Origin of the sequence: Iodobacter fluviatilis (assembly GCF_004194535.1) — a bacterium.
GTDB classification, from domain to species: Bacteria; Pseudomonadota; Gammaproteobacteria; order Burkholderiales; family Chitinibacteraceae; genus Iodobacter; species Iodobacter fluviatilis_A.
Genome location: NZ_CP025781.1, coordinates 1,259,973 through 1,285,267, shown reverse-complemented (window position 1 = coordinate 1,285,267; position 25,295 = coordinate 1,259,973). Strand labels below are relative to the sequence as shown.

Genomic DNA, 25,295 nt, shown 5'->3' with positions numbered 1-25,295 from the left:
GCTGCTATGCGCTGCGGGTGGGGACGCTTTTGCTTGTAAAAACATAAAAGGAGTAGAGCGATGTATAACTCATCGATGAAAGCCATGCTGTTGAGTAGTGTGTTGATAAGCCTGCCCGCAATGGCATTTGAGTTTCATGGCTATGGCCGGATTGGCTCGGGGGCTTCAACCGGATCTGGCGGCGCGCAAAGCTGTTTTCAGCTGGCGGGTGCAGAGACTAAATATCGCCTTGGTAATGAGTGCGAGTTATACGGCGAGCTAGAAATTAGCCACGATTTCTTTAAAAGCGAGCAGGGCAGCACCTTTACCGTGGTGGGAATGGGCAGTCTTTATAACCGCAATGATAGATCACCTACTTTTCAGCCCGATGATGGCAGCGCCAGAGCGCCACAGATTTACGCCAAATACAGCAATATCCCAGAGCTAAATGGCGCTACGCTGTGGGCTGGGCGTCGCTATTACAAGCGTCATGATGTGCATATCACCGACTTTTATTACTGGAATCCAAGCGGCACGGGGCTGGGGATTGAGGACTATAAAGTTGGTGATTTAAAGCTCAGCTATGCGTTTTCGCGTGAGGACAATATTTATCAGGCCGACTACGCCAATAAGCATGATTTTCAACTCGGTGGGATTGCCACTAATAAAGGCGGGGAAGTGGCGCTGGGCCTGAGTTACATTCAGGAAGCAGGGCAGGTAAGCGGAGCTAATAGCGGCTGGTCGCTCACTGCGCAGCACGAGCAAAAGGGCTGGCTGGGTGGCACCAATAAATTCGCCATTCAGTATGGTGTTGGCCCCGGCACTGGTCTGGGTTATACCGGTTCTTTGCTGGCAGACCAGAGCAATAAACGCCTTCGTTTAGTTGAATCCTTTGACTGGCAGGCTACGCCAGAATTTGGTGGCCAGCTGACCGTAGTTTATCAGCGTGATCAAAGCGATGCAGGCAGGCAAACGTGGTGGTCGGCTGGGGCAAGACCGGTTTATGCTTTTAGCCAGAATTTTAAACTAGTGGGCGAGGTGGGCCATGATCGTGTGGAGGCTTTAGACGGGCAAACGCGCAATCTAAGCAAGCTGACCATTGCACCCACCTTTACTTTGGATAAAGCCTTCTGGAGCCGCCCAGAGCTGCGTTTGTTTTATACCTACGCCCGCTGGAATGAAGCCGCACAGAATGCGGCAAGTAGCGGATCGGCAATGTCTAAAACCGGCACATTTGGCCGTGATCTGAATGGCTCTACTTATGGTTTGCAGCTTGAATATTGGTGGTAAGGGCACTTATTAATAAGGCTTAATAAACAAAAAAGGGGCGCTGCATGCGTCCCTTTTTTTAGCTGTGGCTTACAGCGATTTCTCGAATTGTTGCACCAGTTGGTGTAGCTCACCGGCAATTTGGGTGAGCTCTGATGCGGTTTGCTCTACTTCGATGATATGCCCAACATTTTGCTCATTCAGGGCATTCATTTTTATCATGGTCTGCGCAACTTCTAAGGACGCTGAAGATTGATGGTTGAGCATTTCAGCAACTTGCCTTGCTGATTGATCTACACCGTGGCTACTGGTGGCGATCTCACTTAAGGTGAGCGTGCAGGCATCAATTTTTGCTGTGCCTGCATGCACTGAATTGACGGCTTCACTCATGGTAGAGAGTGCTTCTTTGGTACGCGCTTCTACGCTATGAATGGTGCTTGCAATGCTGATCGTACTGGCGCTGGTTCGCTCTGCTAATTTACGAACTTCATCGGCTACAACGGCAAAGCCCCTGCCTGTTTCACCCGCTCTGGCGGCCTCAATGGCGGCATTAAGGGCCAGCAGATTAGTTTGATCGGCAATTTCACGAATGGTTTGAGTGACTACGCTAATTTCGCGTACCGCATCTGAAAGCTGACCGAGCGTGATCCGAGCTTGATCGACAACATTGACGACTTCTTGTGTAGATTGTTGTGCCGCATTCATTTCTTGGGCGCCACGCGATGCCAAATCATTGGCTTGGGCTGCATGATCAACACTTAGCCGAGTTGCTTGACTAATTTCATTAACGCTGGCGCTCATTTGCTCTTGCGCTGCAGTAACGGTGGCTACGGCATCTGATTGCTCTTGGCTACGCTTAATCAGTGCTTCTGCTCTTTTTGCTACATCATTTGCTCTTTCATCAACGCGGCTACCTGCCAGTACAACATCGGCAAAAATAGCCCGTAAATTAATCCGCATAGATTCTAAGGAAACCAGCAGGTGGCTAAATTCTTTTGGGGCTAGTGCGTCGACATCAAATCTAAAATTACCTTCGCTTAGTTGAGAAAATGCATTTTCAATTCGGTGAATTGGGTCTGTAAATGAATGAGTTAAATACCAAGCTCCGGCTGCTGCTGCGAGTGCAGATACCACTAATAGAGCGGGAGCGAATGGTGAAGCGAGGGCAGGAATAGTAATCGCAGCAATAACGAGCCAGATTCTATTTCTTAAAGAGAGTTTTTGTGGCCATTTGGTGGCAGCAAGCTGAGCTTGTCCGGCATTGACTTTGATATAGAGCGCTTCAGCGGCAGCAATTTGCTCTCGGCTTGGTGTATTACGCACCGACATATAGCCAATTTTCTTACCGTTTTCTAATAGTGGAGTGACGAAAGCTTCTACCCAGTAGTGATCGCCATTTTTGCAGCGGTTTTTAACAATTCCGCGCCAAGGTAAATCGTTTTTTAATGTTTGCCACATATCCGCATATGCACTGCTCGGCATAAAGGGATGGCGCACAATATTGTGTGGCTTACCTATTAATTCTTCATTGGTAAAACCTGCGATATCTCTGAAGGAAGAATTTGCGTAGCTGATTTGGCCTTTTAAATCTGTTTTGCTCACAATGGGGCGGCGTGGGTCTACGCTGATTTCGTGCTCGGTAATAGGCAAATTGCTACGCATGAGATTATCCAGAAGGGCGGGCTAAGCGGAAAAGGGTGTAATTTAAATATTAGGATTGCAATCAAAGCAAATGCAAGCAACTGCTTGCTTAAAAGATACAAGTTCTAAAATTTTTTTACACGAATGACATGCATTAGAGATTACTACTTAATGGCACTGGCTGACTATTGATATTAGCGCCAATGACAAACTGGGTAATTATGTCGCCAATTTGGAAGGATGCACGAGCTGCAAAGAATAAGGCTGAAAGTAGAAACGCTAGATAATAAAAAACCCCAAGAGCGAAGTCTTGGGTTTAAATATTTGGTCGGGGCGGTGGGATTCGAACTCACGACCACCTGGTCCCAAACCAGGTGCGCTACCGGGCTGCGCTACGCCCCGAAATTTCTTCACGTTGCCGTGAAGAGGTGCGCATTATCAACTGAGGGCGTACCGCTTGTCAACTGTTTCTGTTAATTGATATATCGGCAAGCAAAAGGAGTGATTGCAAATAAGGATTCATGCTGAGTCCTTCTAAGCAACTTTTAGCCAGCTTTGCTTCTTGGGCGGCCACGGCACGAGCGTATTCAAGTGAGCCGCTGGCATCAATCGCTGCTAGTACCGCAGGCAAGTCATCACGGTTGGCGTGTTGCAGCGCGGCGCGCACGACGTTGGCGGATTCTGGCGAGCCATGGCTCATTACATGAATCAGTGGCAGGGTGGCTTTCCCTTCAGCTAGATCATCGCCGAGGGTTTTGCCGATTTCGCTGGTTTTGCCAGAGTAATCTAATACATCGTCAATAATCTGGAAGGCCGTGCCTAAATGCATACCAAAGCGCGCCATGCGCTCCTCGGTATCGCTATCGCTTTCTGCAAGAATGGCACCAAGGCGTGCGGCAGCTTCAAATAGTTTGGCGGTTTTGTAGCGAATCACTTTTAGGTAGGCTGCTTCATCAATATCCACATTGCCGATATTCATCAGTTGCAGCACTTCGCCTTCAGCAATAATGTTGGTGGTGTCAGCTAAAACTTGCATTACGCGTAGCGAACCACAGCTCACCATCATCTGAAACGCGCGCGAGTATAAGAAGTCGCCTACCAAAACCGATGCGGCATTGCCAAACAGCACATTAGCTGTGTCACGGCCACGGCGTAGATCGGATTCATCCACCACATCATCGTGCAGCAGGGTGGAGGTATGAATAAACTCAATCACGCCTGCAAGTTCGCGATGATGGGTGCCCTCATAACCTAAAGCTTTTGCAGAAAGAAGCACCATCATTGGACGCAGGCGCTTGCCGCCCGAGTTCACAATATATTCGGCAACTTGCCGCACTAGAATGACGTCAGAATAGAGGCGATCGCGAACCACTTGGTCCACTGCCTGCATTTCCTCGCCAATAACTGATTTTACGAACGCCATTGCCACGCTTGTGCCCCGTACTGCTCGTGCATTAATTAAGCGCGCATGTTAGCAGAAACTTCGGCTTAGCGCTTTGCTTCAGCTAATTAGTGCTTGCATCTAGGGCTCTGTGTTTCAGCGGTGTGCTCAACGTAAGTGCTTGACTTGATTGGTGCTTGCGCGTAGCATCGCGCGTTTCCCGATTCGGGAAGACGTTTTGCTGCTCGCGTTGTTTTAATTATATAAAGCGTGACAGGTAGTAAAGCGCAAGACCCAAACTCTCCAATGGAGCTTGTTATGTATGCAGTCGTAAAAACCGGGGGCAAGCAGTATAAAGTTGTCGTCGGCCAAAAACTTAAAGTAGAACAGATTACTGCAGACATCGACAGCCAGATCGTACTGAATGAAGTATTGATGGTGGCAGACGGTGAAACAGTGGTTATTGGTGCTCCTCTTGTAGCTGGCGCATCTATTTCTGCAACCGTGGTAACACACGGCCGTGGTGACAAGGTGACCATTTTCAAAATGCGTCGTCGTAAGCATTATCAGCGCCATCAAGGCCATCGTCAGAATTACACTGAATTGCGTATCGACGCGATCGTTAAGTAATTCCGCCTTTTCGTAATTCAGTAGGAGTGTTGCAACATGGCACACAAGAAAGCTGGCGGTAGTTCACGTAACGGCCGCGACTCACATTCAAAACGACTTGGTATCAAGGTTTACGGCGGTGAATTAATTCCTGCTGGCTCAATCATCGTGCGTCAGCGCGGTACAGAGTTCCACCCAGGTGAAAATGTTGGCTTAGGTAAGGATCACACCTTGTTTGCCCTCGTTGATGGTTATGTAAAATACGCAGTGAAAGGCGCTCTGAAGCGTCGCACTGTTACTGTTTTGCCTTATGTTGGCGAAGAAGTAGCTGCTTAATTTATTGAGCTGTAGTGGTATATTTTAAAGCCCTGTCCATCATGGATGGGGCTTTTTTTTCTATTGGAAGTTTTGGTTCTGTTGCTTGTTGTTTTTTTGCTTTACTGGGTGATCTAACATGGGTTTTAAGTGCGCCAAGACCCGATTACTGAAGTTGAATTGCGCTGTAATTTACGTGCAGTTTCTAAAAAAATAACAAGCAACAGTACCTCGCCTTATAGTAAATGGGCGGTCTTCTAAAGTATTTTGGTGGAGATCCAAATGAGATTTATTGATGAAGCAAAGATTGAAGCCATTGCCGGTAAGGGTGGTAGTGGTTCTGCAAGTATGCGTCGTGAAAAATTTATTCCGCGTGGCGGCCCTGACGGAGGCGATGGTGGCCGCGGGGGCAGTGTTTGGGCAGTTGCAGATGAAGATATCAATACTTTAGTGGATTACCGATTTGTAAAGAAATACAAAGCACGCGATGGCGAAGGCGGCCGTGGTGCAGATTGTTATGGTAAGGGGGGTGATGATGTTGAGCTGCGCATGCCGGTCGGTACAACGATTGTGGATGCTGAAAGTGGTGAGTTGATCGCGGATTTAACCGAAAGCGGCCAGCGTGTGGTGATTGCTAAGGGCGGCAAGGGTGGCTTAGGCAATTTGCACTTTAAATCATCGGTGAATCGTGCTCCACGCCAAACCGCACCCGCTGAAGAAGGCGAGCGTCGTGAGCTGCGTTTGGAGCTTAAAGTGTTGGCTGATGTGGGCCTGCTTGGCATGCCTAATGCGGGTAAATCAACCTTTATTCGCGCGGTTTCAGCGGCAAAACCAAAAGTTGCTGATTATCCCTTTACCACTTTGTTCCCTAATCTGGGCGTAGTGCGTATCGATGATAACCGCAGCTTTGTAGTCGCAGATATTCCCGGCCTGATTGAAGGCGCGGCAGAGGGCGCAGGCTTGGGCCATCGCTTTCTGAAGCACTTACAGCGCACTGGTATTTTGCTACATATCGTTGACTTGGCACCTTTTGATGAAGATACCGATCCAGTGGCTGAGGCTTGCGCCATTGTTGAGGAACTGCGTAAGTACGATGAAGAATTACATCAGAAACCACGTTGGTTGGTGCTGAATAAGCTTGATATGATCCCAGAAGAAGAGCGGGAAGAGCGCGTTGCAAGCTTCTTAAAAGCATATGGCTGGGAAGCGGGCGCTCAGGACAAATACGCGGTATTTGATCCAATGCAGCCACGTTTATTTACGATTTCCGGTTTAACTGGCGAAGGTTGTCGCGATTTAACTTACGCGATTATGGATTACTTAGAAGCCGCACGTATCTATACTCGTAATGAAGATAAGATTCGTGCCGAGCAGTTAGAAATCGCTCGCGAAGCTGCGGCAGTAGCTAAAGAAGCCGCTAATGCTGAAAAAGAAGCGATAAAAGCTGCTGAAGCGCTTGAGAAAGAAGCGGCCAAGCAAGCGGCAACTCAGGCTGATTTATTAGCTTCAGACGATAGCGCCAGCGCTTAATTGCCCTTAGTACACCCGCTTAATTAGCCCCTACGTGAAATGTTCGGGCTGGTGTCCGGCGGGTGTACGCGTTAAGCTCCCTTCCCTTCTGTACTCATCTGCCGGCCACATGCAGAACGACTCCGCACTCTTAGAATTTTTTCAGCCCGGCTTTGTGCCACTTGATCTGCCGCCACTGGCGGGATTGATGCGCGCTCGTCCCTATCTGGATGCCTTTATTACCCTATTTCGCGGTGGCGAAGAAGAGGTGATGGTGCGCCTCTTGGTGCTGCGCGAAATTGGTGCGCGTGCCCAAGCACCGCGCTGGACGCCGCAAGATTTACAAGCGCACTTTGCTTATATCAATCCGGTTAAGCTAGAAACCGTACTGAAGCGCATTCGCGATAATGGGCTCTTGGTTTGGGATTCGGATGAGCAGCTTTATTCCCTTTCAGAGCCTGGCCGCATCGCCTTGGCCTCGATTGGCACTTTGGTACAGTTTTCAGATGGCGATGCTGAGCTTGGTTATTTAACCGCCCAAGTTGCGGCAGGCCAATCGGTTGGGCGAGTAGCGCATGAAGCGCTGCAGCATCTGTTGGCGCGGCTTAATGAGCTGTACCGCGATTTTGAAGAAGCACTTGAATCGCAATCCGAGTTCCAAATTCGCAAAGCACAATCTAAGCTAGAGAGTGTTTGGAAATGGGTGGAAAAAGGCACCGAGGTGATGCACGCCATCCTTGATGATGACACCCTTGATTTGCTGACCTTGAATCAGGCACAAGCCATTGCGACGGCGCAAAGCCGAATGCTACGTCTAACCAGTGTCTTCCAGCGGCGCTTAAGCGAGTTAGCGGCACAGCGCGTGCATTTGGGCGAATCAGGGCTGACATCCACTAATGTGGCCGATTGGCTGCGCCGTTTAGATCAAGATACTTTGGCCAACTTGGGGCGTGATCTATTGATTTTTCACCCTGAGCCGGTGTTTGTAACTGCGGACGAGCTATTAGATATCTCTGAATACGAGTTGGTAAGCCGTGAGCGGCTTGAGTATATCGAGAGCGCATTGCCATCCAGTGAAGTAGCAGAAGACGTTGAGGCGATGGAAGTCGAGCGTTTACTCGATGCAGAAGCCCTGTTTGAAGAGCTGGGCGCCTTGGCTGCCCGTGGCGGCAGTGCCGAGCTATTTGAACAGGTATTGGCAGATACTTATAACGTCACAGCTTATCGCTTATCTTTGCTTTCTTTGCTTGGTGATGCCGATGCTGCGCTAGAACAAAGTGTGGTCGCAGATTTAGTGCGGTTGCCTTTGTTCTTGGAAGCGGAGCCAGGGGTGGAGTTACTCGAACACTTAGAAGTCGCGGCGATTAGTCGGGGCCGTTTGCGGCCTGTTGGCGCTGTAAAATAGAAAGATGGCATATAATCTTTCTATATCGGAAAGTATTGAGTGGAGTGAATGATGGGTCTTTTGGATGATTTAAAGCAGCAGGCTGAGTCGGTACAGACGGATGATGCCGAGCAAAGGCGTGTTTATTTAGCCAATATGGGCTTAATTGAGGCGGCAATGTGCTCGGCGATGGCGTATTTTTATGAGCTAGCCAATCAGCTTAAAGTGGTTAAGCCAGTTAGCCCGCATGTTTATAGGGTATGGGGAGTGGGGGAGTTTACGCGGCTGAATATGACGCTGGCTGCGGCAAATTCCCGCAATAAATCGCTTGAGGGGAAGGACCTTCCTGATTACATTGAGTTTATTGTTGAGTGGCAGGGGGCGGAGCCTTTACGCACTATTTGTTCCTCGCAAAGTGCCGCTAAGCATTTAAAAGAGCAACTGTGGCAATACGGCTGCAAGCTGGAAGAAAAAGTTCAAGCCGCAGCAGATGGCAAGTTTATCCGTGCGGCCATCACCATCGCACCTGTCGTGCCAACGCGTTTTCGTTTCGATGCTGTGTATGAAACCGGCAAGATTCGTTTAAATATTCGTAATTTGGCTAATCTGGGCGAAGACCAACACGTGCTAAGCCCCGCGCAATGCACGCCAGCACTTTGTGAAGAGCTGGCTAAGGCGATGCTGGGCAAACCTCATCAACTGGCTGAATTGCTTCGCTGATTTTGGCTGTTAAATATGTTTAGTTTGGGTGTACATGGATCAAGCTCTTAATATTTTGGTTGCGCGCCTCTTGGCGCATCGCTTCTTACCGCGCAAAGATCCTTTGGCGCGGCGCGCTTTGATAGATGAAGCGTTTCGTGAATCGCTAGACCACCGCCTTGCTGGTTGTGGCTTACGCCTCTTAGAAAACCCTTACGCTGAATATATCGCTGTAGGCCTAGCTACCGAAATGGAAGACTGGGTCTTTGGTGAGGGAGAAAACTGGCTGTCCAATAATATGGGCATGCCACGGGATGCGATTGCCTTGCTGATTGTGGTTTGGGCCTTGATTATTTTGCCTAAGCGCCAGCGCCAGATTGCTTTGTCGGCATCTGATCCAGACGATATGTTTGGAGAAGCATCGCCGATAGAGTTTGGCGATGAGGTGGCGCCAGGTATTCCAGAAGAAGCGATTTATGCCGACTTTGGTAAAAAGCTGGGTGGTAAAGCGCGTTTTTCTATGAATTTAAGCCAATTGGCTAAGCTGGGTTTTGTAAATCGCCGCAATAAGATGGTTTATGAAGGGCCACTATTGGATCTGATGATTGATTACGCGCGTCTTGCTCCACGAATCATCAACGGGGCGCTGGCTGATTTATTAAAGATTGATGCTGTCCATGTGGCAGAGCAGGTTGAGGACTAATGTTTCAAATTCGTGAGATTGAAATGGTCCACTGGGATTTTTGGCGCGCGATTCGTGTACCGCTAGATGCCCAGATTGTGACTATCGTCGGCCCAAATGGCTCGGGCAAAACCACTATGCTCGATGCCTTACGCACGTTACTGGCCTTGCGCTGCTCGGGGCGGCGCGATTACAAGCGCTATGTTCGCAATAACAAAGAAAACTTTGCTTGGCTGCGCGGTGTGGTTTCTAATCCGCGCCGTGGCGAAGGCGGCTTGTTCCCCTATCTATTTTTCCCCATTACCAGTCCTGAAGTAACACTATTTTGCCGTGTTAAAAAGCAGGGTGGTGATTGGGTGCGCCACTATGCCATTGCCGAGGGCGTGGTTGAGCTAACACCAGAAACTGAAAGTGGTTTGCAGTGGCTGGGCGTGAATGAATATAAGCGCCGGCTTGAATCTGCAGGCCTAACTGCGGCCATTGCCGAAGTATTGGCGCTGGAGCAGGGCGACACCGATAAGTTGTGCGAATACAGCCCAAAGGCTTTGCTGGATTTAGTGTTCCAAGTGTTTGGCGATAAGCAGGTGCTGGATAACTACCAAGAAGCTAAGTTGCGCCTAAAAGAAACTGAGGGTGAGCTGGGCAAGGTAGAGCAACAGATGGGCCAGCTTGGGCTGGATGTGGAGCGGATGAAGCTGCGCTCTAATAGTTTTTTAGAATGGCAAGCTTTGCAGCGAGATGTGCTGCGTTTAGAAAGCGATGTGGTGCCAGGGCTTAAATACCTAGAGCAATGGGATGGCTTATTGGCGGGCTTGACGCAGTTCCGCCTCGCTAAAACCAATGTGCGCGCTAAGAAACAAGAGCTGGATCTGCTGAACCAATCTTATAGCGAATTTGACCAGCATCGTGAAGCGGCTTTGGTATTTGAGCGCGAAGCGAAGCAAGCGTACGATAGCCACTTTGTCTTATTCCAGCAGGTGCGTGACGCTGCGCGTGATACCGAAAAACTATTAAAAGAAGAAACCCGCTTGCGGGAGCTGGCTGAATCTGAGCATGGCCGTGATGCAGTCAGCATTAATGATCGGCTATTGGCTTTAAAAGAGCAGCTGGCTAGCTTGCGACAATGGCTGCGCACGGCTAAAGAAGAGCGTCAGCAGCTTCTTGATATGCAAAATGCCTTGCAAGCAGGTCGAGCGCCAGCGCCAGACTTTACTAGAAATATGCGGGGGGCCTTGGATGAGGCCGCGATCCCGCATCAAGTCTTAACTGAGATCGTTGAAGTCACTGACGCAACTTGGCAGCAGGCGGTTGAGGCCTTACTTGCACCTTATCGCCATATTGTTTTACTTAAGCGTGCTAGTGATCGTAATCGGGCTTGGGAAATTGCGCAGCGTTTACGCTATCGTCACTTTATTGTGCCGGACAGCGAGCCTGTGCCGCGTGCGAATAAAGGTTCAGTCTTGGAAGTGGTTGATTTTAATGGTGATGCACCGAGCTGGGTGGTTCAGCTATTAAATCGCACTCAGCGTGTGATTACGGTTGAGGCGGGTGGTAAGGTCGATGGCGATTGGATCACCAAAGAGGGTTATCACAAAGAGCGCCGTGGTGGCCGAGATATCAGCGTGCGCCCGAATGATTTTGCCTTTGGTGAGGCCGCAAGGCAGTCGCGCTTAGGGGATGCACTGAGCCGGATTAAAGAATTAAATCATCAAATTCTAGATGCTGAAGCGCGCGATGTTGATTTAAGCCGCGATATCAGCGCGCATACCGAGCAATTAATGGGCATGCAGGCCGTGGTTCAGTTGGCAGCAAGGCAGGAAGAATTTGCCGCTGCCGCTGCGCGTTTCCCTGGTGAGCAAGACTCAGTACAAAATTTGGGTGCTGAATTGGCTGCGGCACAAGCCGCTTGGGAAGCGGCTCGGGATGCGCGTGAAGAATTGCGCGTGGGTTATGAGCGTAGCAAAGATCAGCGTGAGCGTTTGGCTGGGCAAGTGAATTACCAGCAAGATTTATTGCAGCGCCAGCAGCTAGAAATTCAAAAACAACTGCGCCAGTTACGCGAGTTAAAAACCAGCATGCAAGCGCATCTGGCCGATGTTGCAGCCTTGAGCGCAGTACGCGATCAATTTGGTAGCGTGCGGGAAGTACAGCATTTATTAGAGCGCCAACGCCAGCAGCTGGCTAATGGTTCGTGGGAAACGGATGAAACCATCCTTGCTCGCCGCGATAAACTGCAAAATGATTATGACACTGTACAACGTGATGCCGACGTTCACTATAAAGAAGTGCAACGTACTGGGGAGCTGACGCACGAAGCACGCGCAGCCTACATCAATAAGCTGCGCGCCACTGTGCGTGCTTATTGCCGCAATATTGCCCGCTTGGGGCAACTGGCTGGGATTGATGTCGAGGCCGAAATGCCTCATCTGGATAACGATGACGCCGTACTTGCGCAAGCAGGCTTGGCCGCGCGTTTCAATTTTGACCAGAAAGGCATGATGGGCATGAATGATGGCGAAGCGTCGGGTGGTCAACAGGTGATGAAGTCATTAATCTTGTTGATTGGCCTGATGATGGATGATGCCAATCCTTCAGGTTTTGTGTTTATTGATGAGCCATTTGCTCACTTAGATATTTTTAATATTGATCGCGTGGGCGCTTTCTTGAAAGCCACTCAGGCTCAGTATTTAATTACCACGCCACTTACGCACAATACCAATGTTTATGCGCCATCTGATTTGACGCTGACCACCCGTAAAAAACGCCCTGGCGACACGTGGGCGCCGCTTATTCTTCAAACCCGTCGTCGGGTTGAAACTGCCCAACAAGAGTTGATTGTATGAAACAAGTATTCCATTTTTTCGCGCCTTGCCCACGTGGTTTAGAAGGCCCGCTCGTTGCCGAGCTAGAAGTACTGGGGGCCGATCAAATCAAGCAGACTGAGGGGGGCGTCGGTTTTGCTGGCTCTTGGTCGCTGATGTATGAGGCTAATTTACAGTCTCGCATCGCCAGCCGTATTCTGTGGCGCGTCGCAGAAAAAACATGGAAAACAGAAGACGATCTCTACGCTATGGCGCGTGATTTAGATTGGTCCGAGCTGTTTTCAGTGGATTGCACTATCAAGGTAGGCGTTACTGCCTATCGTGTACCGCAGATTCGCAGCCCAGAATTTGTTGCTTTGCGGATTAAAGATGGCATCTGCGATCGCTTCCGTTTAAAAAATGATAAGCGGCCAAGCGTGGATACTGCGGATCCAGATATGCGTATTCAGTTATATCTAACTGATCGCATGGCAACGCTGTATTTAGATACTTCGGGTGAAGCGTTGTTTAAGCGTGGTTACCGAGTGGAAACTGGGGATGCACCGATGCGCGAAAATCTAGCGGCCGGCATCCTCTCCTTAATCGGCTGGACTCCCGCTGAGGCGCTTTACGATCCAATGTGCGGTTCGGCTACTTTCCTCATCGAAGCCGCAATGATTGCTCGGAAAATCGCACCAGGTGCACGTCGTGAATTCGCCTTCCAAAAAATGCGTCTGCATAACGAAGATATGTGGCAAGAATTGGTGGCAGCAGCACGCGCAGCAGAAACCAAAGAAATTTTCCCTATTTATGGAAGTGATGTGGCTGCCGTAGCGATTGCACATGCTCAAGCCAATTTAGATTACGCACGTTTTGATGACACCATTCATTTAAAGCAACTTAATGCAATGGATGCCAAGCCACCGGTTGATATGGAAGGGGTTTGGATCTCCAATCCACCTTATGGTGTGCGTTTGGATGAAAAAGAAAAACTGGCTGCACTTTATCCGCAGTGGGGCGATGCGCTTAAAAAGCGTTTCTCAGGCTGGAGGGCATACTTCCTCACTGCAGATATGGATATCACTAAACATATGGGTCTTAAGGCCTCTAAACGTACCCCGCTATATAACGGTGGTTTAGAGTGCCGATTATTTGAATATAAAATGGTTGCAGGCGGTATGCGTCGCAAACCCGCTGGTTCAGACGAATAATCTACCCTATGTAAAACAAGCCGCTTCGTGAAGCGGCTTGTTTGTTTTGTAATTAGTGTTTCTGCTTACAAATACAGCATATTTAAATCAACCACTTAGCCTATTACTAGGCTTTTTTTGTGCGGTAGTGGTTGACCTCACAGGCCAAGGCCCGTATATTTCGGCCTCTCGCTGCAGCGCACACAGCAACACGGTGTTCTAGCAGTAGCGAATGATCTTTAAAAAAATACAGTCGATGAGTGTGAGTGCTTGATTCGGAAGCGAAACAAGTGCTTGCATTAGTAAGGCGCATTCAGCGATGGATGTGCCGAATAAAGTAAGCCAGTAAGTACTAGCTTAGCGATTAAACTAAAGAGTTTGATCCTGGCTCAGATTGAACGCTGGCGGCATGCTTTACACATGCAAGTCGAACGGTAACAGGGTGCTTGCACCGCTGACGAGTGGCGAACGGGTGAGTAATATATCGGAACGTACCTAGTAATGGGGGATAACTATCCGAAAGGATAGCTAATACCGCATACGCCCTGAGGGGGAAAGAGGGGGATCGCAAGACCTCTCGTTATTAGAGCGGCCGATATCAGATTAGCTAGTTGGTGAGGTAAAGGCTCACCAAGGCGACGATCTGTAGCGGGTCTTAGAGGACGATCCGCCACACTGGAACTGAGACACGGTCCAGACTCCTACGGGAGGCAGCAGTGGGGAATCTTGGACAATGGGCGCAAGCCTGATCCAGCAATGCCGCGTGCGTGAAGAAGGCCTTCGGGTTGTAAAGCGCTTTTGTTCGGGAGGAAATCCTAGGGGCTAATACCTCTTAGGGATGACAGTACCGGAAGAATAAGGACCGGCTAACTACGTGCCAGCAGCCGCGGTAATACGTAGGGTCCAAGCGTTAATCGGAATTACTGGGCGTAAAGGGTGCGCAGGTGGTTGATTAAGTGTGATGTGAAAGCCCCGGGCTCAACCTGGGAATTGCATTGCAAACTGGTCAACTAGAGTATGGCAGAGGGGGGTGGAATTCCGCGTGTAGCAGTGAAATGCGTAGAGATGCGGAGGAACACCGATGGCGAAGGCAACCCCCTGGGCTAATACTGACACTCATGCACGAAAGCGTGGGGAGCAAACAGGATTAGATACCCTGGTAGTCCACGCCCTAAACGATGTCTACTAGTTGTTGGGGAATTCGTTCCTTAGTAACGCAGCTAACGCGTGAAGTAGACCGCCTGGGGAGTACGGCCGCAAGGCTAAAACTCAAAGGAATTGACGGGGGCCCGCACAAGCGGTGGATGATGTGGATTAATTCGATGCAACGCGAAAAACCTTACCTAGCCTTGACATGTCAAGAATCCCTGAGAGATCGGGGAGTGCCGCAAGGAACTTGAACACAGGTGCTGCATGGCTGTCGTCAGCTCGTGTCGTGAGATGTTGGGTTAAGTCCCGCAACGAGCGCAACCCTTGTCCTTAGTTGCTACCATTTAGTTGGGCACTTTAAGGAGACTGCCGGTGACAAACCGGAGGAAGGTGGGGATGACGTCAAGTCCTCATGGCCCTTATGGCTAGGGCTTCACACGTCATACAATGGTCGGTACAGAGGGTTGCCAAGCCGCGAGGTGGAGCTAATCTCATAAAACCGATCGTAGTCCGGATTGGAGTCTGCAACTCGACTCCATGAAGTCGGAATCGCTAGTAATCGCGGATCAGCATGTCGCGGTGAATACGTTCCCGGGCCTTGTACACACCGCCCGTCACACCATGGGAATGGGTTTCACCAGAAGTAGGTAGGCTAACCGTAAGGAGGCCGCTTACCACGGTGGGATTCATGACTGGGGTGAAGTCGTAACAAGGTAGCCGTAGGGGAACCTGCGGCTGGATCACCTCCTTTCAAGAGAAAGTCTTTTGGATTGAGTACTCACACTCATCGGCTGTAGGTTTAAGGATTGTGATTGAAGGATTTAGAACTCATGCGATTAAAAAGTCACATTAGTTCTGATTGCTTCACAGCAAGCCAGTACATTGATCTTTAAAAAAATAGAAGAAGTAATACTCAAATTTAGAAATAAATAAGGGTAGATTGTATCAAAACTTAAATCTCGAAGTCAGAACTGAGGTTTAAGTGTCGCAAACAAAGCGAAATCAGATACTTTGAATTGTATTAACTTTGTTAATACGTGTTTGAGGTTATAGGATCAAGCGACTAAGTGCATCTGGTGGATGCCTTGGCGATGATAGGCGAAGAAGGACGCGTTAGCCTGCGAAAAGCTACGGGGAGCTGGCAAATAAGCATTGATCCGTAGATATCCGAATGGGGAAACCCGGCCCTTTTGGGTCACTCATCACTGAATACATAGGTGATGTAGAGCGAACTCGGCGAACTGAAACATCTAAGTAGCCGAAGGAAAAGAAATCAACCGAGATTCCCAAAGTAGTGGCGAGCGAAATGGGAAGAGCCTGCATGTGATAAATCAAACTTTAGTGGAACAGTCTGGAAAGTCTGGCGACAGTGGGTGATAGCCCCGTACACGAAAAAGATTGGTTGGTACTAAGCATGCGACAAGTAGGGCGGGACACGAGAAATCCTGTTTGAAGATGGGGGGACCATCCTCCAAGGCTAAATACTCATCATCGACCGATAGTGAACCAGTACCGTGAGGGAAAGGCGAAAAGAACCCCGGGAGGGGAGTGAAATAGAACCTGAAACCGGATGCATACAAACAGTGGGAGCCCTTGCAAAATGGGGTGACTGCGTACCTTTTGTATAATGGGTCAGCGACTTACGTTCAGTAGCAAGCTTAACCGAGTAGGGGAGGCGTAGGGAAACCGAGTCCGAATAGGGCGCATAGTTGCTGGGCGTAGACCCGAAACCAAGTGATCTATCCATGGCCAGGATGAAGCTGCGGTAAAACGCAGTGGAGGTCCGAACCCACTAATGTTGCAAAATTAGGGGATGAGCTGTGGATAGGGGTGAAAGGCTAAACAAACTTGGAAATAGCTGGTTCTCCTCGAAAACTATTTAGGTAGTGCCTCATGTATCACTGACGGGGGTAAAGCACTGTTATGGCTAGGGGGTCATCGCGACTTACCAAACCATGGCAAACTCTGAATACCGTCAAGTGCGAGCATGGGAGACAGACTGTGGGTGCTAACGTCCATGGTCAAGAGGGAAACAACCCAGATCGCCGTCTAAGGTCCCAAATAATCAGTTAAGTGGAAAACGAGGTGGGAAGGCATAGACAGCCAGGATGTTGGCTTAGAAGCAGCCATCATTTAAAGAAAGCGTAATAGCTCACTGGTCGAGTCGTCCTGCGCGGAAGATGTAACGGGGCTCAAACTGATAACCGAAGACGCGAATATGTGCGTTCCTTTAAGCACATTCTATAAGCTTGGCGTTGCGCAGCAACGTCAAAGCGTGTCATTAAAGTCGAGTTGCTTCAATGACGGAGTGGATTTAAAGGAACGCACATATGGTAGAGGAGCGTTCCGTAGGCCTGCGAAGGTGTCTTGAGAAGGATGCTGGAGGTATCGGAAGTGCGAATGCTGACATGAGTAGCGATAATGCGGGTGAAAAGCCCGCACACCGAAAACCCAAGGTTTCCTGCGCAACGTTCATCGGCGCAGGGTGAGTCGGCCCCTAAGGCGAGGCAGAAATGCGTAGTCGATGGACAACGGGTTAATATTCCCGTACCGATATAAAGTGCGATGGGGGGACGGAGAAAGGTAGGTCAGCCCACTGTTGGAATAGTGGGTTTAAGCGAGTAGGCGTGTGGCTTAGGCAAATCCGGGCTGCTATAACGCTGAGACGTGACGACGAAGTCCTCGGACTGAAGTGATTGATCCTATGCTTCCAAGAAAAGCCTCTAAGCTTCAGCTTTATATTGACCGTACCGCAAACCGACACAGGTGGGTAGGAAGAGAATTCTAAGGTGCTTGAGAGAACTCAGGAGAAGGAACTCGGCAAATTATCACCGTAACTTCGGGAGAAGGTGAGCCCATATTAAGTGAAAGCCCTTGCGGCTGGAGCTGAAATGGGTCGCAGAGAAATGGGGGCTGCGACTGTTTATCAAAAACACAGCACTCTGCAAAGTCGAAAGACGACGTATAGGGTGTGACGCCTGCCCGGTGCTGGAAGATTAAATGATGGGGTGCAAGCTCTTGACTGAAGTCCCAGTAAACGGCGGCCGTAACTATAACGGTCCTAAGGTAGCGAAATTCCTTGTCGGGTAAGTTCCGACCCGCACGAATGGCGTAACGATGGCCCTACTGTCTCCTCCTGAGACTCAGCGAAGTTGAAATGTTTGTGAAGATGCAATCTCCCCGCTGCTAGACGGAAAGACCCCGTGAACCTTTACTGTAGCTTTGCATTGGACTTTGAAGTGGTTTGTGTAGGATAGGTGGGAGGCATTGAAGCGTGGACGCTAGTCTGCGTGGAGCCGACCTTGAAATACCACCCTGACCCCTTTGAGGTTCTAACCTTGGTCCGTTATCCGGATCGGGGACCGTGCATGGTAGGCAGTTTGACTGGGGCGGTCTCCTCCCAAATTGTAACGGAGGAGCTCGAAGGTCGCCTAGGTACGGTCGGACATCGTACTGATAGTGTAATGGCATAAGGCGGCTTAACTGCGAGACAGACAAGTCGAGCAGGTGCGAAAGCAGGACATAGTGATCCGGTGGTTCTGAATGGAAGGGCCATCGCTCAACGGATAAAAGGTACTCCGGGGATAACAGGCTGATTCCGCCCAAGAGTTCACATCGACGGCGGAGTTTGGCACCTCGATGTCGGCTCATCACATCCTGGGGCTGTAGCCGGTCCCAAGGGTATGGCTGTTCGCCATTTAAAGTGGTACGTGAGCTGGGTTCAAAACGTCGTGAGACAGTTTGGTCCCTATCTGCAGTGGGCGTTGGAAATTTGAGGGGGGCTGCTCCTAGTACGAGAGGACCGGAGTGGACAGATCTCTGGTGTACCGGTTGTCACGCCAGTGGCATCGCCGGGTAGCTAAATCTGGAAGAGATAAGCGCTGAAAGCATCTAAGCGCGAAACTCGCCTCAAGATGAGATTTCCCCAAGGCTTTAAGCCTTTTAAAGGGTCGTTCGAGACCAGGACGTTGATAGGTCGGGTGTGGAAGCGCAGTAATGTGTTAAGCTAACCGATACTAATTGCCCGTAAGGCTTGATCCTATAACCTGAAGCGCGTGTGTGCGACGGTATAATCTACCCAGATTAGAAAACTAAATTTGAGAAACAAGCAATACAAAGCAATATATTACTTCTTCTATTGAACTGAACGCGTTGCAGAGCAATAAGTGCAACGAGTTAACCCGTTAAAGTCTGGCGACCATAGCGAGGTGGCCCCACTCCTTCCCATCCCGAACAGGACAGTGAAACACCTTAGCGCCGATGATAGTGCAGATTACCTGTGTGAAAGTAGGTCATTGCCAGACACCCTAAGCCGTAAACAAAACCCCCGTACTCGAAAGAGGCGGGGTTTTTGTTTTTTGCGGAAAAAATGTGGCTGCTGGTAGAAAGTGAACTGCTTAAAACGTGCAGTGATTTGCTTCTTGTATTTGATGTGTAGATTACATGTTGCTAACTATTTATTACACTGTGTTTTGATAAAAGAATATTGGAATAGCGGTAGATTTATTAATAAAAGCGTTGCATTGCCATTGGGTTTTGCCATCCGACGGGAGGTGCTATGGTGGTGTGAAGATAAGACTAGAGTAAACTAATGCTTACTAAATAGGAGTTAAATCATGGCCACCCAGCTGCTTGCGCTTGGTGTGATCGGCGTGCGTTTGTACGAGCGTATTTTGACATCTCCTGTGCAGTATTCGAATGAGCTTGCTGATCATATTGTTGATGAAATTAACTACTATCTACCAATGGCTCCATTGCAGGAGAAAAACGTATTATTTCATTTGGCATGTGAAATCCATGCAGCATTAGAAGAGTGTGATAAAGACATTAATTCTATTGCTGGGCGTCATCAAGTTGCAGTGATTGTTTCTCGACTTATCGCTCAATCAAAGAAGTATTTTCACTTATACCACGATTAAATTTACATTTTAACCTGCAATTCACGCGTTATTCGCTCGCAATAAGTTATGCTAGCAAGCGTCTATTCTGGATGCTTATTTGCGAGTGATTATGCGAATTCAAAGTTCTGATTTAATTGAGCCATTAGCTGCACTGCTGGCTATGGGAGCGCTTATATGGCTTGGCTTGATGATCATGTCTCCCTTTTTAGCTTCGGTAATTTGGGCCGCTATTTTGGTTTACTCCACATGGAGACCTTTTCAGTGGCTAGTTAGGCTGTGCCGAGGCCGCCGCTTTATGGCTGCTTTGCTGCTTATTAGCGCCTTACTGACTTTTTTGGTTTTGCCTTTGTTACTCGCTGGGGTTGAATTTGCGAGCCAAGCTGGTTTTTTAATTAAAACAGTAAGACTGCAATTTGAAGCGGGCTGGCCTGTTTTACCTGCATGGGTTAGTACCTTTCCTTATCTTGGTGAATTGCTAAATGGTTTCTGGCTTAAATTAGGTCAAGGAGACCCTCAGCTATTGGAGCGTATTCGAGGCTTGAGCGGCCCTGTCGCTGCAGGTTTATTACGCTTTGGTGGGATTGTTGGTGGTGGATTTTTGTTATTGGCTTTAAGTTTAATTGTGGCTTTTTTCTTTTATCTGCATGGTGAAAGCGCTGCCGCATGGTTGAAAGGGGCAATGCGGCGTATTGCGGGGGATAAAGCAGAGTCATTGTTGAATGTCGCGGGCGGTACAGTAAGAGGGGTTGTTTATGGCTTCTTAGGTACAGCCTTAGTGCAAGGCATATTGGCTTGGTTTGGTTTTTTAATTGCTGGCGTACCTAATTCATTAACACTTGGCTTCGCTAGTTGCTTTTTGTCTTTATTACCAGGTGGGCCAGGTTTAATTGGTTTACCTGCGGCGGCGTGGTTGTATCAACAGGGACATACAGGCTGGGCGGTGTTTCTAGCCATATGGATGGTGGTGGTGGTGGGTACTGCAGATAATGTGGTTAAGCCGCTCTTTATTGGTAAGGAAAGCGATTTACCCTTTATTTTGATTTTATTTGGTGTATTGGGTGGTGCTTTGGCATTTGGTTTATTAGGCGTGTTTTTAGGCCCAACCCTGCTGGCCGTTTGCTATACCTTGCTGGGAAGCTGGGTTAAAGGGGCTGAAAGTGTTTGAAGGGTGAGAGTCTTTATTGGAAGAGGTAAGGCACCGCAGGTAAAGCGGTGCCTTTTTGTTGGTAATTATTTTACTGATGTTACGCACCCATTATGAAAAATCAATGGGTTAGGGTTTTCTCAATCAGCTGCAGAGCGCATTCCACCTAAAGGCCTGCGTAACATCAGTTATTTTATTTCGAAAATTTTGCCAAAGTTGGCAATTTCTAGCACGGCTTTGACGGTTCCACGGCAGTTAACTAAGGTGACTTTTCGACCATTGGCGCGTTCATTTAATAGCAATAGCATGCCTAATGCCGCTGAGTCCATGTAGTCCACCGCACTAAAATCCATCTCTAACTCGGTCAGACCAGGGGTTTCTAGTGCGGCAGTAGTGGCTTGCTTGAACTCACGATGTGATTCAAACGTGAAGTTGCCGTTCAGCATGATGCGACCTTTGTTATTATCAATCTTAGTACTGGTTTGCATGATTGTTTCCTTCGTTAATCTCAATTCAGTTTAGCAAGCCTAGAGGTTTTACACTCTCTTCATTGTAGAGATGCATTTTGACTTTTGCTGGGAGTTCATTATTAACTAACTAATACTTGGGGTCAGTTAGTTATGTCATAGCGTATTTTAGTTTTACGATAAAACTCTTGCAGCTGTAAGCCTCTGCCATTGATCGGATCAAGTTCGTGGATGCGTTGTAGAAACTCATGGCTTAATTGCATCCATTCTAGATGCCAGCCGTGTTGGTTGGTGTGGGCCAGTAGCGCATTGACGGTATTGAGCAAGACTTGCAAATTGCCTGGCATCTCGGTTGCTGCACGGATGAAACGCTCGGCTGCCCCTGCTAAATTGCCACTCCGAGCGAGCTGTACCGCTTCATTATTGAGGGCAACAATGCTGGCCGTGTTTTCTTTGATCAGGAGCTCGGCTTGTTCAGGCTTGCCCTGCTGCTGATACAGCGCGGTAATTTTTGCCGCTAAGGATAAATCGTCATGGCGATTTTTTAGCAGATTACGCACCACAATTTCTGCCAGTGCCTCCCTTTGTTGATTAAAACAAGCCTTGGCTAAAGCTAAGCCAACCGTTGGGCTGGGGGGAAACTTGAGTTGCACCAGCTGCGATAGTGCAATATTAAGCTGGTTCTGAGCACTTTCTACTTCACCCACCTGCATAGAGATATCTGCATCAAGCGCATCGGCTAAAATCACGACCTCGGGGTCTTTAAAGTCCTTTCTTACCTCCGCGACGGTACGTCGTGCTGCTACCACATCGCCTCTGCTAATTTGTACGTCAGCTAATTGCCCGTAATCGCTTGGATCACGCAAGAATGAATGCCGAGCAATTTTAACTGTTTCCAGCAGGGCTGTTTCAGCCGTGGCTAAATCGCCACTACGCAAAGCAACATCGCCGAGCTGTCGCTGCCTTGTGGCGACAAAGGGCGATTTAACAATGGCGCGTTGCAAGGTCTCTTTAGCGGCTTGGTCGTCACCCATGGCTTGTTGGGCGCGGGCAAGCCAATCGTAGGCCTCAAGAGCATGTGCATGCTCGCTCATAATGGCTTTAAAGACAGATGTTGCTTCTGAATAGCCTTTTAGTTGATATAAGGCTTTACCTAGTGCCATTTTTGCCCAAGGTAAATCTTGTTCTACGAGCAGTTGCCGACATTGGTCTCGAACACTAACCCAATCGCCAATTCGGAGTAATAAGTGAATTTGTAGCCGCAAAAAGTCGATAGCGTAATCGCCACTGGTTTTGGCTGCCTTGATGCAAAGCTGGATCGCCGTTAAAAAATCGTGGGCCATGATGGTTTCATCCACTAATTTAAAGCGTACTTTTTTTTGCAGGGCGGTAAGGATACGGCCGTAGAGCATCTCACTGGTAAATGGCTTGAGTAAAATGCTATCGGGGGATTGTTCGGCGGCTCCGAGTACTTTTTGGGCGCTTCGCTCGGCGGTCATAATGATAAAAATAGATGAAGCCTTGAGCAAATCATTACGGCGCGCCTCATCAAATAGAAATAAACCATCTTGCCCTGTGCCTAAATCATATTCGCACAGTACCAAGTCATATTTAATCCGACGGATGCTTGTTAAGGCCTCGTTGCTGTTGCTGGCATGATCTATATGGCTGGTGCCATATTGGCCGAGGGTCATCCCAACGGTGGTACGAATTTCCGCCAGAGGATCGATCACTAAAACTTGCAAACTGGCGATGTCAGGAATGCCGTTGGCCGCTTTACGCTTGGCCGTGGCTGAGGAGATTACCGAGAAGGAGCTAATTTTTTCAGCCATAGGGTTTGAGGCTTGTAGGTAGGGTGTATGCCGTGGCCCGCTTAAGACCGACCAAGGTAATGAGTAAGGTCTATAGAGTAAATTAAAGAGGCTAGCTTGCCTATATGCTTGTTCACTTTAAGCTATAGCCAAGTAACTAGCCTCTATCAATTCAAAAATCAAAAATAAGCTTAGGCATTACAATGCTTTTAATTTTGCATAAGCCACAGCAAGCCATTTAGATCCTGCATCAGCAAAATTGACTTGGACATTACCACTGGCACCCCCTTCATAATCGGTCACCACGCCCCTGCCAAACTTTGGATGCTCCACATTCATTCCTATGGCCAAGCCATGCTCGGGCGTAGGTGATTTAATTTTGCTGGCAAGGGTGGCTGGGCCTGAATAGCCCTGTGGCGCATACCCACGGTTTAAGAACTTCAAAAGTTGCTGGGGGATTTCTTGCATAAAGCGGCTAGCTACGGCATAGCGCGTTTGCCCGTGCAGCATGCGACTTTGTGCCAGTGTAATGTAAAGACGGCGACGAGCACGGGTAATGGCTACATACATTAAGCGGCGTTCTTCTTCCACTGCGTTTGCATCATTCATGCTGTTATCGTGGGGGAATAAGCCTTCTTCTAGGCCACATAAAAATACCGCGTGAAACTCTAGGCCTTTTGAGGCGTGCACGGTCATCAGTTGTAGGGCTTCTTCATGCGCACCCGCTTGATGATCTCCGGCTTCTAGGCTGGCATGCGATAAAAAAGCGATGAGATTGTTTTCATCTTCTTGCACAAAATTAGTGGCAGCATTGATGAGCTCACCTAAGTTGGCGAGGCGTTCTTCGCCTTCTTTATCCGCTTTGTAGTGTGCACGTAGGCCTGATAGATCAAGCATCATATCGACCAATTCAGGCATCGCCAGCCCTGTGGCTTGCTGGCGCATCCCTTCGATCATCTCAGCGAATTTCTTAACCGCTGCGGCACCACGGCCTGCTGCTCCAGAGCAAGCGGCTTGCCAGAGGCTTGTACCGGCATTACGCGCGCTTTCTTGGATACTTTCGATGGTACGGGCACCAATGCCACGGGTGGGGAAGTTCATGACGCGTAGCAGGGCGTTATCGTCGCCAGGATTGGCAATCAGACGCAAGTAAGCTAGGGCATGTTTGATTTCTTGGCGTTCAAAAAAGCGTAAACCACCATAGACGCGATAGGGTACCCCTGCGGTAAATAGTGCGTGTTCAATTACCCGTGATTGGGCATTGGCGCGATAAAGAATGGCAATATCATTGGCCCGATTGCCATCTCTAATCAATGACTGTGCTTCTTCAACAATAAAAGCGGCTTCTTCAAAATCTGTGGCTGCTTCAAATACGCGAATAGGTTCGCCAGCTGGCTCGCTGGTCCATAGTTCTTTACCTAAGCGATTACGGTTATTTGCAATCACGGCATTGGCGGCATCTAAAATATTGCCTTGCGATCGATAATTCTGCTCAAGGCGAATCACGTGCTTTACGGAAAATTCAGTTTGAAAATCATGCATATTGCCCACATTCGCACCACGGAATGCGTAAATAGATTGGTCATCATCGCCAACGGCAAAGAGGGCATTCTCTTTGCCCGCCAAAAGCTTTAACCACGCATATTGGAGTTTATTTGTGTCTTGAAATTCATCGACTAAAATGTGTCGGAAACGGCTTTGATAATGGGCCCGTAAAGATTCATTTTTAGAAAGTAATTCGTAACAGCGTAGTAATAATTCAGAAAAATCTGCCACGCCTTCCCGTTGGCATTGTTTTTCATATTCCTCATAAATTAATCGCAGCATGCGCGAGTAATCATCCCAAGTATCTACATCACCTGCGCGGCGGCCATTTTCTTTATGGGCATTAATATAATGTTGTAAAACTTTTGCTGGATATTTTTCATCATCTATATTTAATGCTTTCAATATCCGCTTAATGAGTGAAAGTTGTTCGGCAGAATCTAAAATTGCAAAAGCTTCGGGTAAGCCAGCATCCCGCCAATGTAAACGCAGCATACGATTACATAATCCGTGGAATGTACCCATCCATAATCCACGTGGATTAAGCGGCATCATGGAGGTAATTCTGAGCAGCATTTCTTTTGCGGCTTTATTGGTAAAAGTGACTGACAATAAACCAGCGGGGCTGCATTGTCCTGTAGATAACAGCCAAGCAATGCGCGTTGTTAACACACTGGTTTTGCCGCTACCCGCACCGGCCAAAATCAGGGCGTGTTCCGGAGGAAGCTCAACGGCTGCGGCTTGTTCTGGATTGAGATTTGCGGTAAGGGGATGCGGCATGGCAAGGATTCACAGTAAAGATGAGAGGATTGTACTGCT

16 protein-coding genes, 1 tRNA gene and 3 rRNA genes are annotated in these 25,295 nt (G+C 48.7%); 14 read left to right on the top strand and 6 right to left on the bottom strand.

The annotated features are described in order from the left end of the window. The first annotated feature begins 60 nt into the window (after positions 1-60). Positions 61-1,269: a maltoporin gene (locus C1H71_RS05555; RefSeq protein WP_130105683.1), complete on the top strand. Its 1,209-nt coding sequence runs from the start codon at positions 61-63 to the stop codon at positions 1,267-1,269. 69 nt (positions 1,270-1,338) lie between these two features. Here C1H71_RS05555 and C1H71_RS05550 read toward each other — a convergent pair whose 3' ends face one another. The 3 genes from C1H71_RS05550 to C1H71_RS05540 all read right to left on the bottom strand — a co-directional run bounded on the left by C1H71_RS05550 (position 1,339) and on the right by C1H71_RS05540 (position 4,312). Beyond that, positions 1,339-2,910 (bottom strand): methyl-accepting chemotaxis protein, encoded by a 1,572-nt coding sequence (locus C1H71_RS05550; RefSeq protein ID WP_130105682.1) that lies wholly within the window; start codon positions 2,908-2,910, stop codon positions 1,339-1,341. A gap of 304 nt (positions 2,911-3,214) precedes the next feature. Beyond that, positions 3,215-3,291 (bottom strand) — tRNA-Pro (locus C1H71_RS05545). A gap of 58 nt (positions 3,292-3,349) precedes the next feature. After that, positions 3,350-4,312: a polyprenyl synthetase family protein gene (locus C1H71_RS05540; protein WP_262488398.1), complete on the bottom strand. Its 963-nt coding sequence runs from the start codon at positions 4,310-4,312 to the stop codon at positions 3,350-3,352. A gap of 276 nt (positions 4,313-4,588) precedes the next feature. Between C1H71_RS05540 and rplU the strand changes: the two genes are divergently transcribed. From rplU to C1H71_RS05475, 13 genes are all read left to right on the top strand, one after another. After that, entirely contained in the window at positions 4,589-4,900 is a 312-nt protein-coding gene (gene rplU, locus C1H71_RS05535) for a 50S ribosomal protein L21 (protein ID WP_130105681.1), read from the top strand. A 36-nt stretch (positions 4,901-4,936) separates the two neighbouring features. Beyond that, positions 4,937-5,215: a 50S ribosomal protein L27 gene (rpmA, locus tag C1H71_RS05530; RefSeq protein WP_130105680.1), complete on the top strand. Its 279-nt coding sequence runs from the start codon at positions 4,937-4,939 to the stop codon at positions 5,213-5,215. A 261-nt stretch (positions 5,216-5,476) separates the two neighbouring features. Further along, positions 5,477-6,724: a GTPase ObgE gene (gene obgE, locus C1H71_RS05525; RefSeq protein WP_130105679.1), complete on the top strand. Its 1,248-nt coding sequence runs from the start codon at positions 5,477-5,479 to the stop codon at positions 6,722-6,724. Between the two features lie 109 nt (positions 6,725-6,833). Beyond that, positions 6,834-8,108 (top strand): hypothetical protein, encoded by a 1,275-nt coding sequence (locus C1H71_RS05520; RefSeq protein WP_130105678.1) that lies wholly within the window; start codon positions 6,834-6,836, stop codon positions 8,106-8,108. Between the two features lie 48 nt (positions 8,109-8,156). Then, a complete protein-coding gene (locus C1H71_RS05515) occupies positions 8,157-8,807 on the top strand; it encodes a hypothetical protein (RefSeq protein ID WP_130105677.1) in 651 nt (216 codons plus the stop codon). A gap of 34 nt (positions 8,808-8,841) precedes the next feature. Further along, complete coding sequence (locus tag C1H71_RS05510) at positions 8,842-9,489, top strand: hypothetical protein (protein ID WP_130105676.1); 648 nt, start codon at positions 8,842-8,844, stop codon at positions 9,487-9,489. After that, entirely contained in the window at positions 9,489-12,311 is a 2,823-nt protein-coding gene (locus C1H71_RS05505) for an ATP-binding protein (protein WP_130105675.1), read from the top strand. Before C1H71_RS05510 ends, C1H71_RS05505 begins: the two co-directional genes overlap by 1 nt. Beyond that, positions 12,308-13,480 (top strand): THUMP domain-containing class I SAM-dependent RNA methyltransferase, encoded by a 1,173-nt coding sequence (locus tag C1H71_RS05500; RefSeq protein ID WP_130105674.1) that lies wholly within the window; start codon positions 12,308-12,310, stop codon positions 13,478-13,480. The genes C1H71_RS05505 and C1H71_RS05500 overlap by 4 nt, the downstream gene beginning before the upstream one ends. A gap of 345 nt (positions 13,481-13,825) precedes the next feature. Further along, positions 13,826-15,359 (top strand): 16S ribosomal RNA (locus C1H71_RS05495). 302 nt (positions 15,360-15,661) lie between these two features. Then, a 23S ribosomal RNA gene (locus C1H71_RS05490) occupies positions 15,662-18,649 on the top strand. 149 nt (positions 18,650-18,798) lie between these two features. Continuing rightward, positions 18,799-18,912: ribosomal RNA gene (gene rrf / locus C1H71_RS05485) — 5S ribosomal RNA — on the top strand. Together the 16S, 23S and 5S rRNA genes form the textbook arrangement of a ribosomal RNA operon. A gap of 312 nt (positions 18,913-19,224) precedes the next feature. Continuing rightward, complete coding sequence (locus C1H71_RS05480) at positions 19,225-19,527, top strand: hypothetical protein (RefSeq protein ID WP_130105673.1); 303 nt, start codon at positions 19,225-19,227, stop codon at positions 19,525-19,527. A 91-nt stretch (positions 19,528-19,618) separates the two neighbouring features. Further along, on the top strand, positions 19,619-20,674 hold the full coding sequence (locus C1H71_RS05475; protein ID WP_130105672.1) for an AI-2E family transporter: 1,056 nt from the start codon (positions 19,619-19,621) through the stop codon (positions 20,672-20,674). 167 nt (positions 20,675-20,841) lie between these two features. Here C1H71_RS05475 and C1H71_RS05470 read toward each other — a convergent pair whose 3' ends face one another. The 3 genes from C1H71_RS05470 to C1H71_RS05460 form a co-directional block, all read right to left on the bottom strand. After that, the gene (locus C1H71_RS05470; protein WP_262488397.1) at positions 20,842-21,141 is read right to left on the bottom strand and encodes an STAS domain-containing protein; all 300 of its coding nucleotides are present in this window, start codon (positions 21,139-21,141) and stop codon (positions 20,842-20,844) included. Positions 21,142-21,263: 122 nt separating this feature from the next. After that, a complete protein-coding gene (locus C1H71_RS05465; protein ID WP_130105671.1) occupies positions 21,264-22,952 on the bottom strand; it encodes a response regulator in 1,689 nt (562 codons plus the stop codon). A 177-nt stretch (positions 22,953-23,129) separates the two neighbouring features. Next, positions 23,130-25,256, bottom strand: a complete 2,127-nt coding sequence (locus C1H71_RS05460; RefSeq protein ID WP_130105670.1) for a UvrD-helicase domain-containing protein — start codon at positions 25,254-25,256, stop codon at positions 23,130-23,132. Positions 25,257-25,295: the final 39 nt, after the last annotated feature.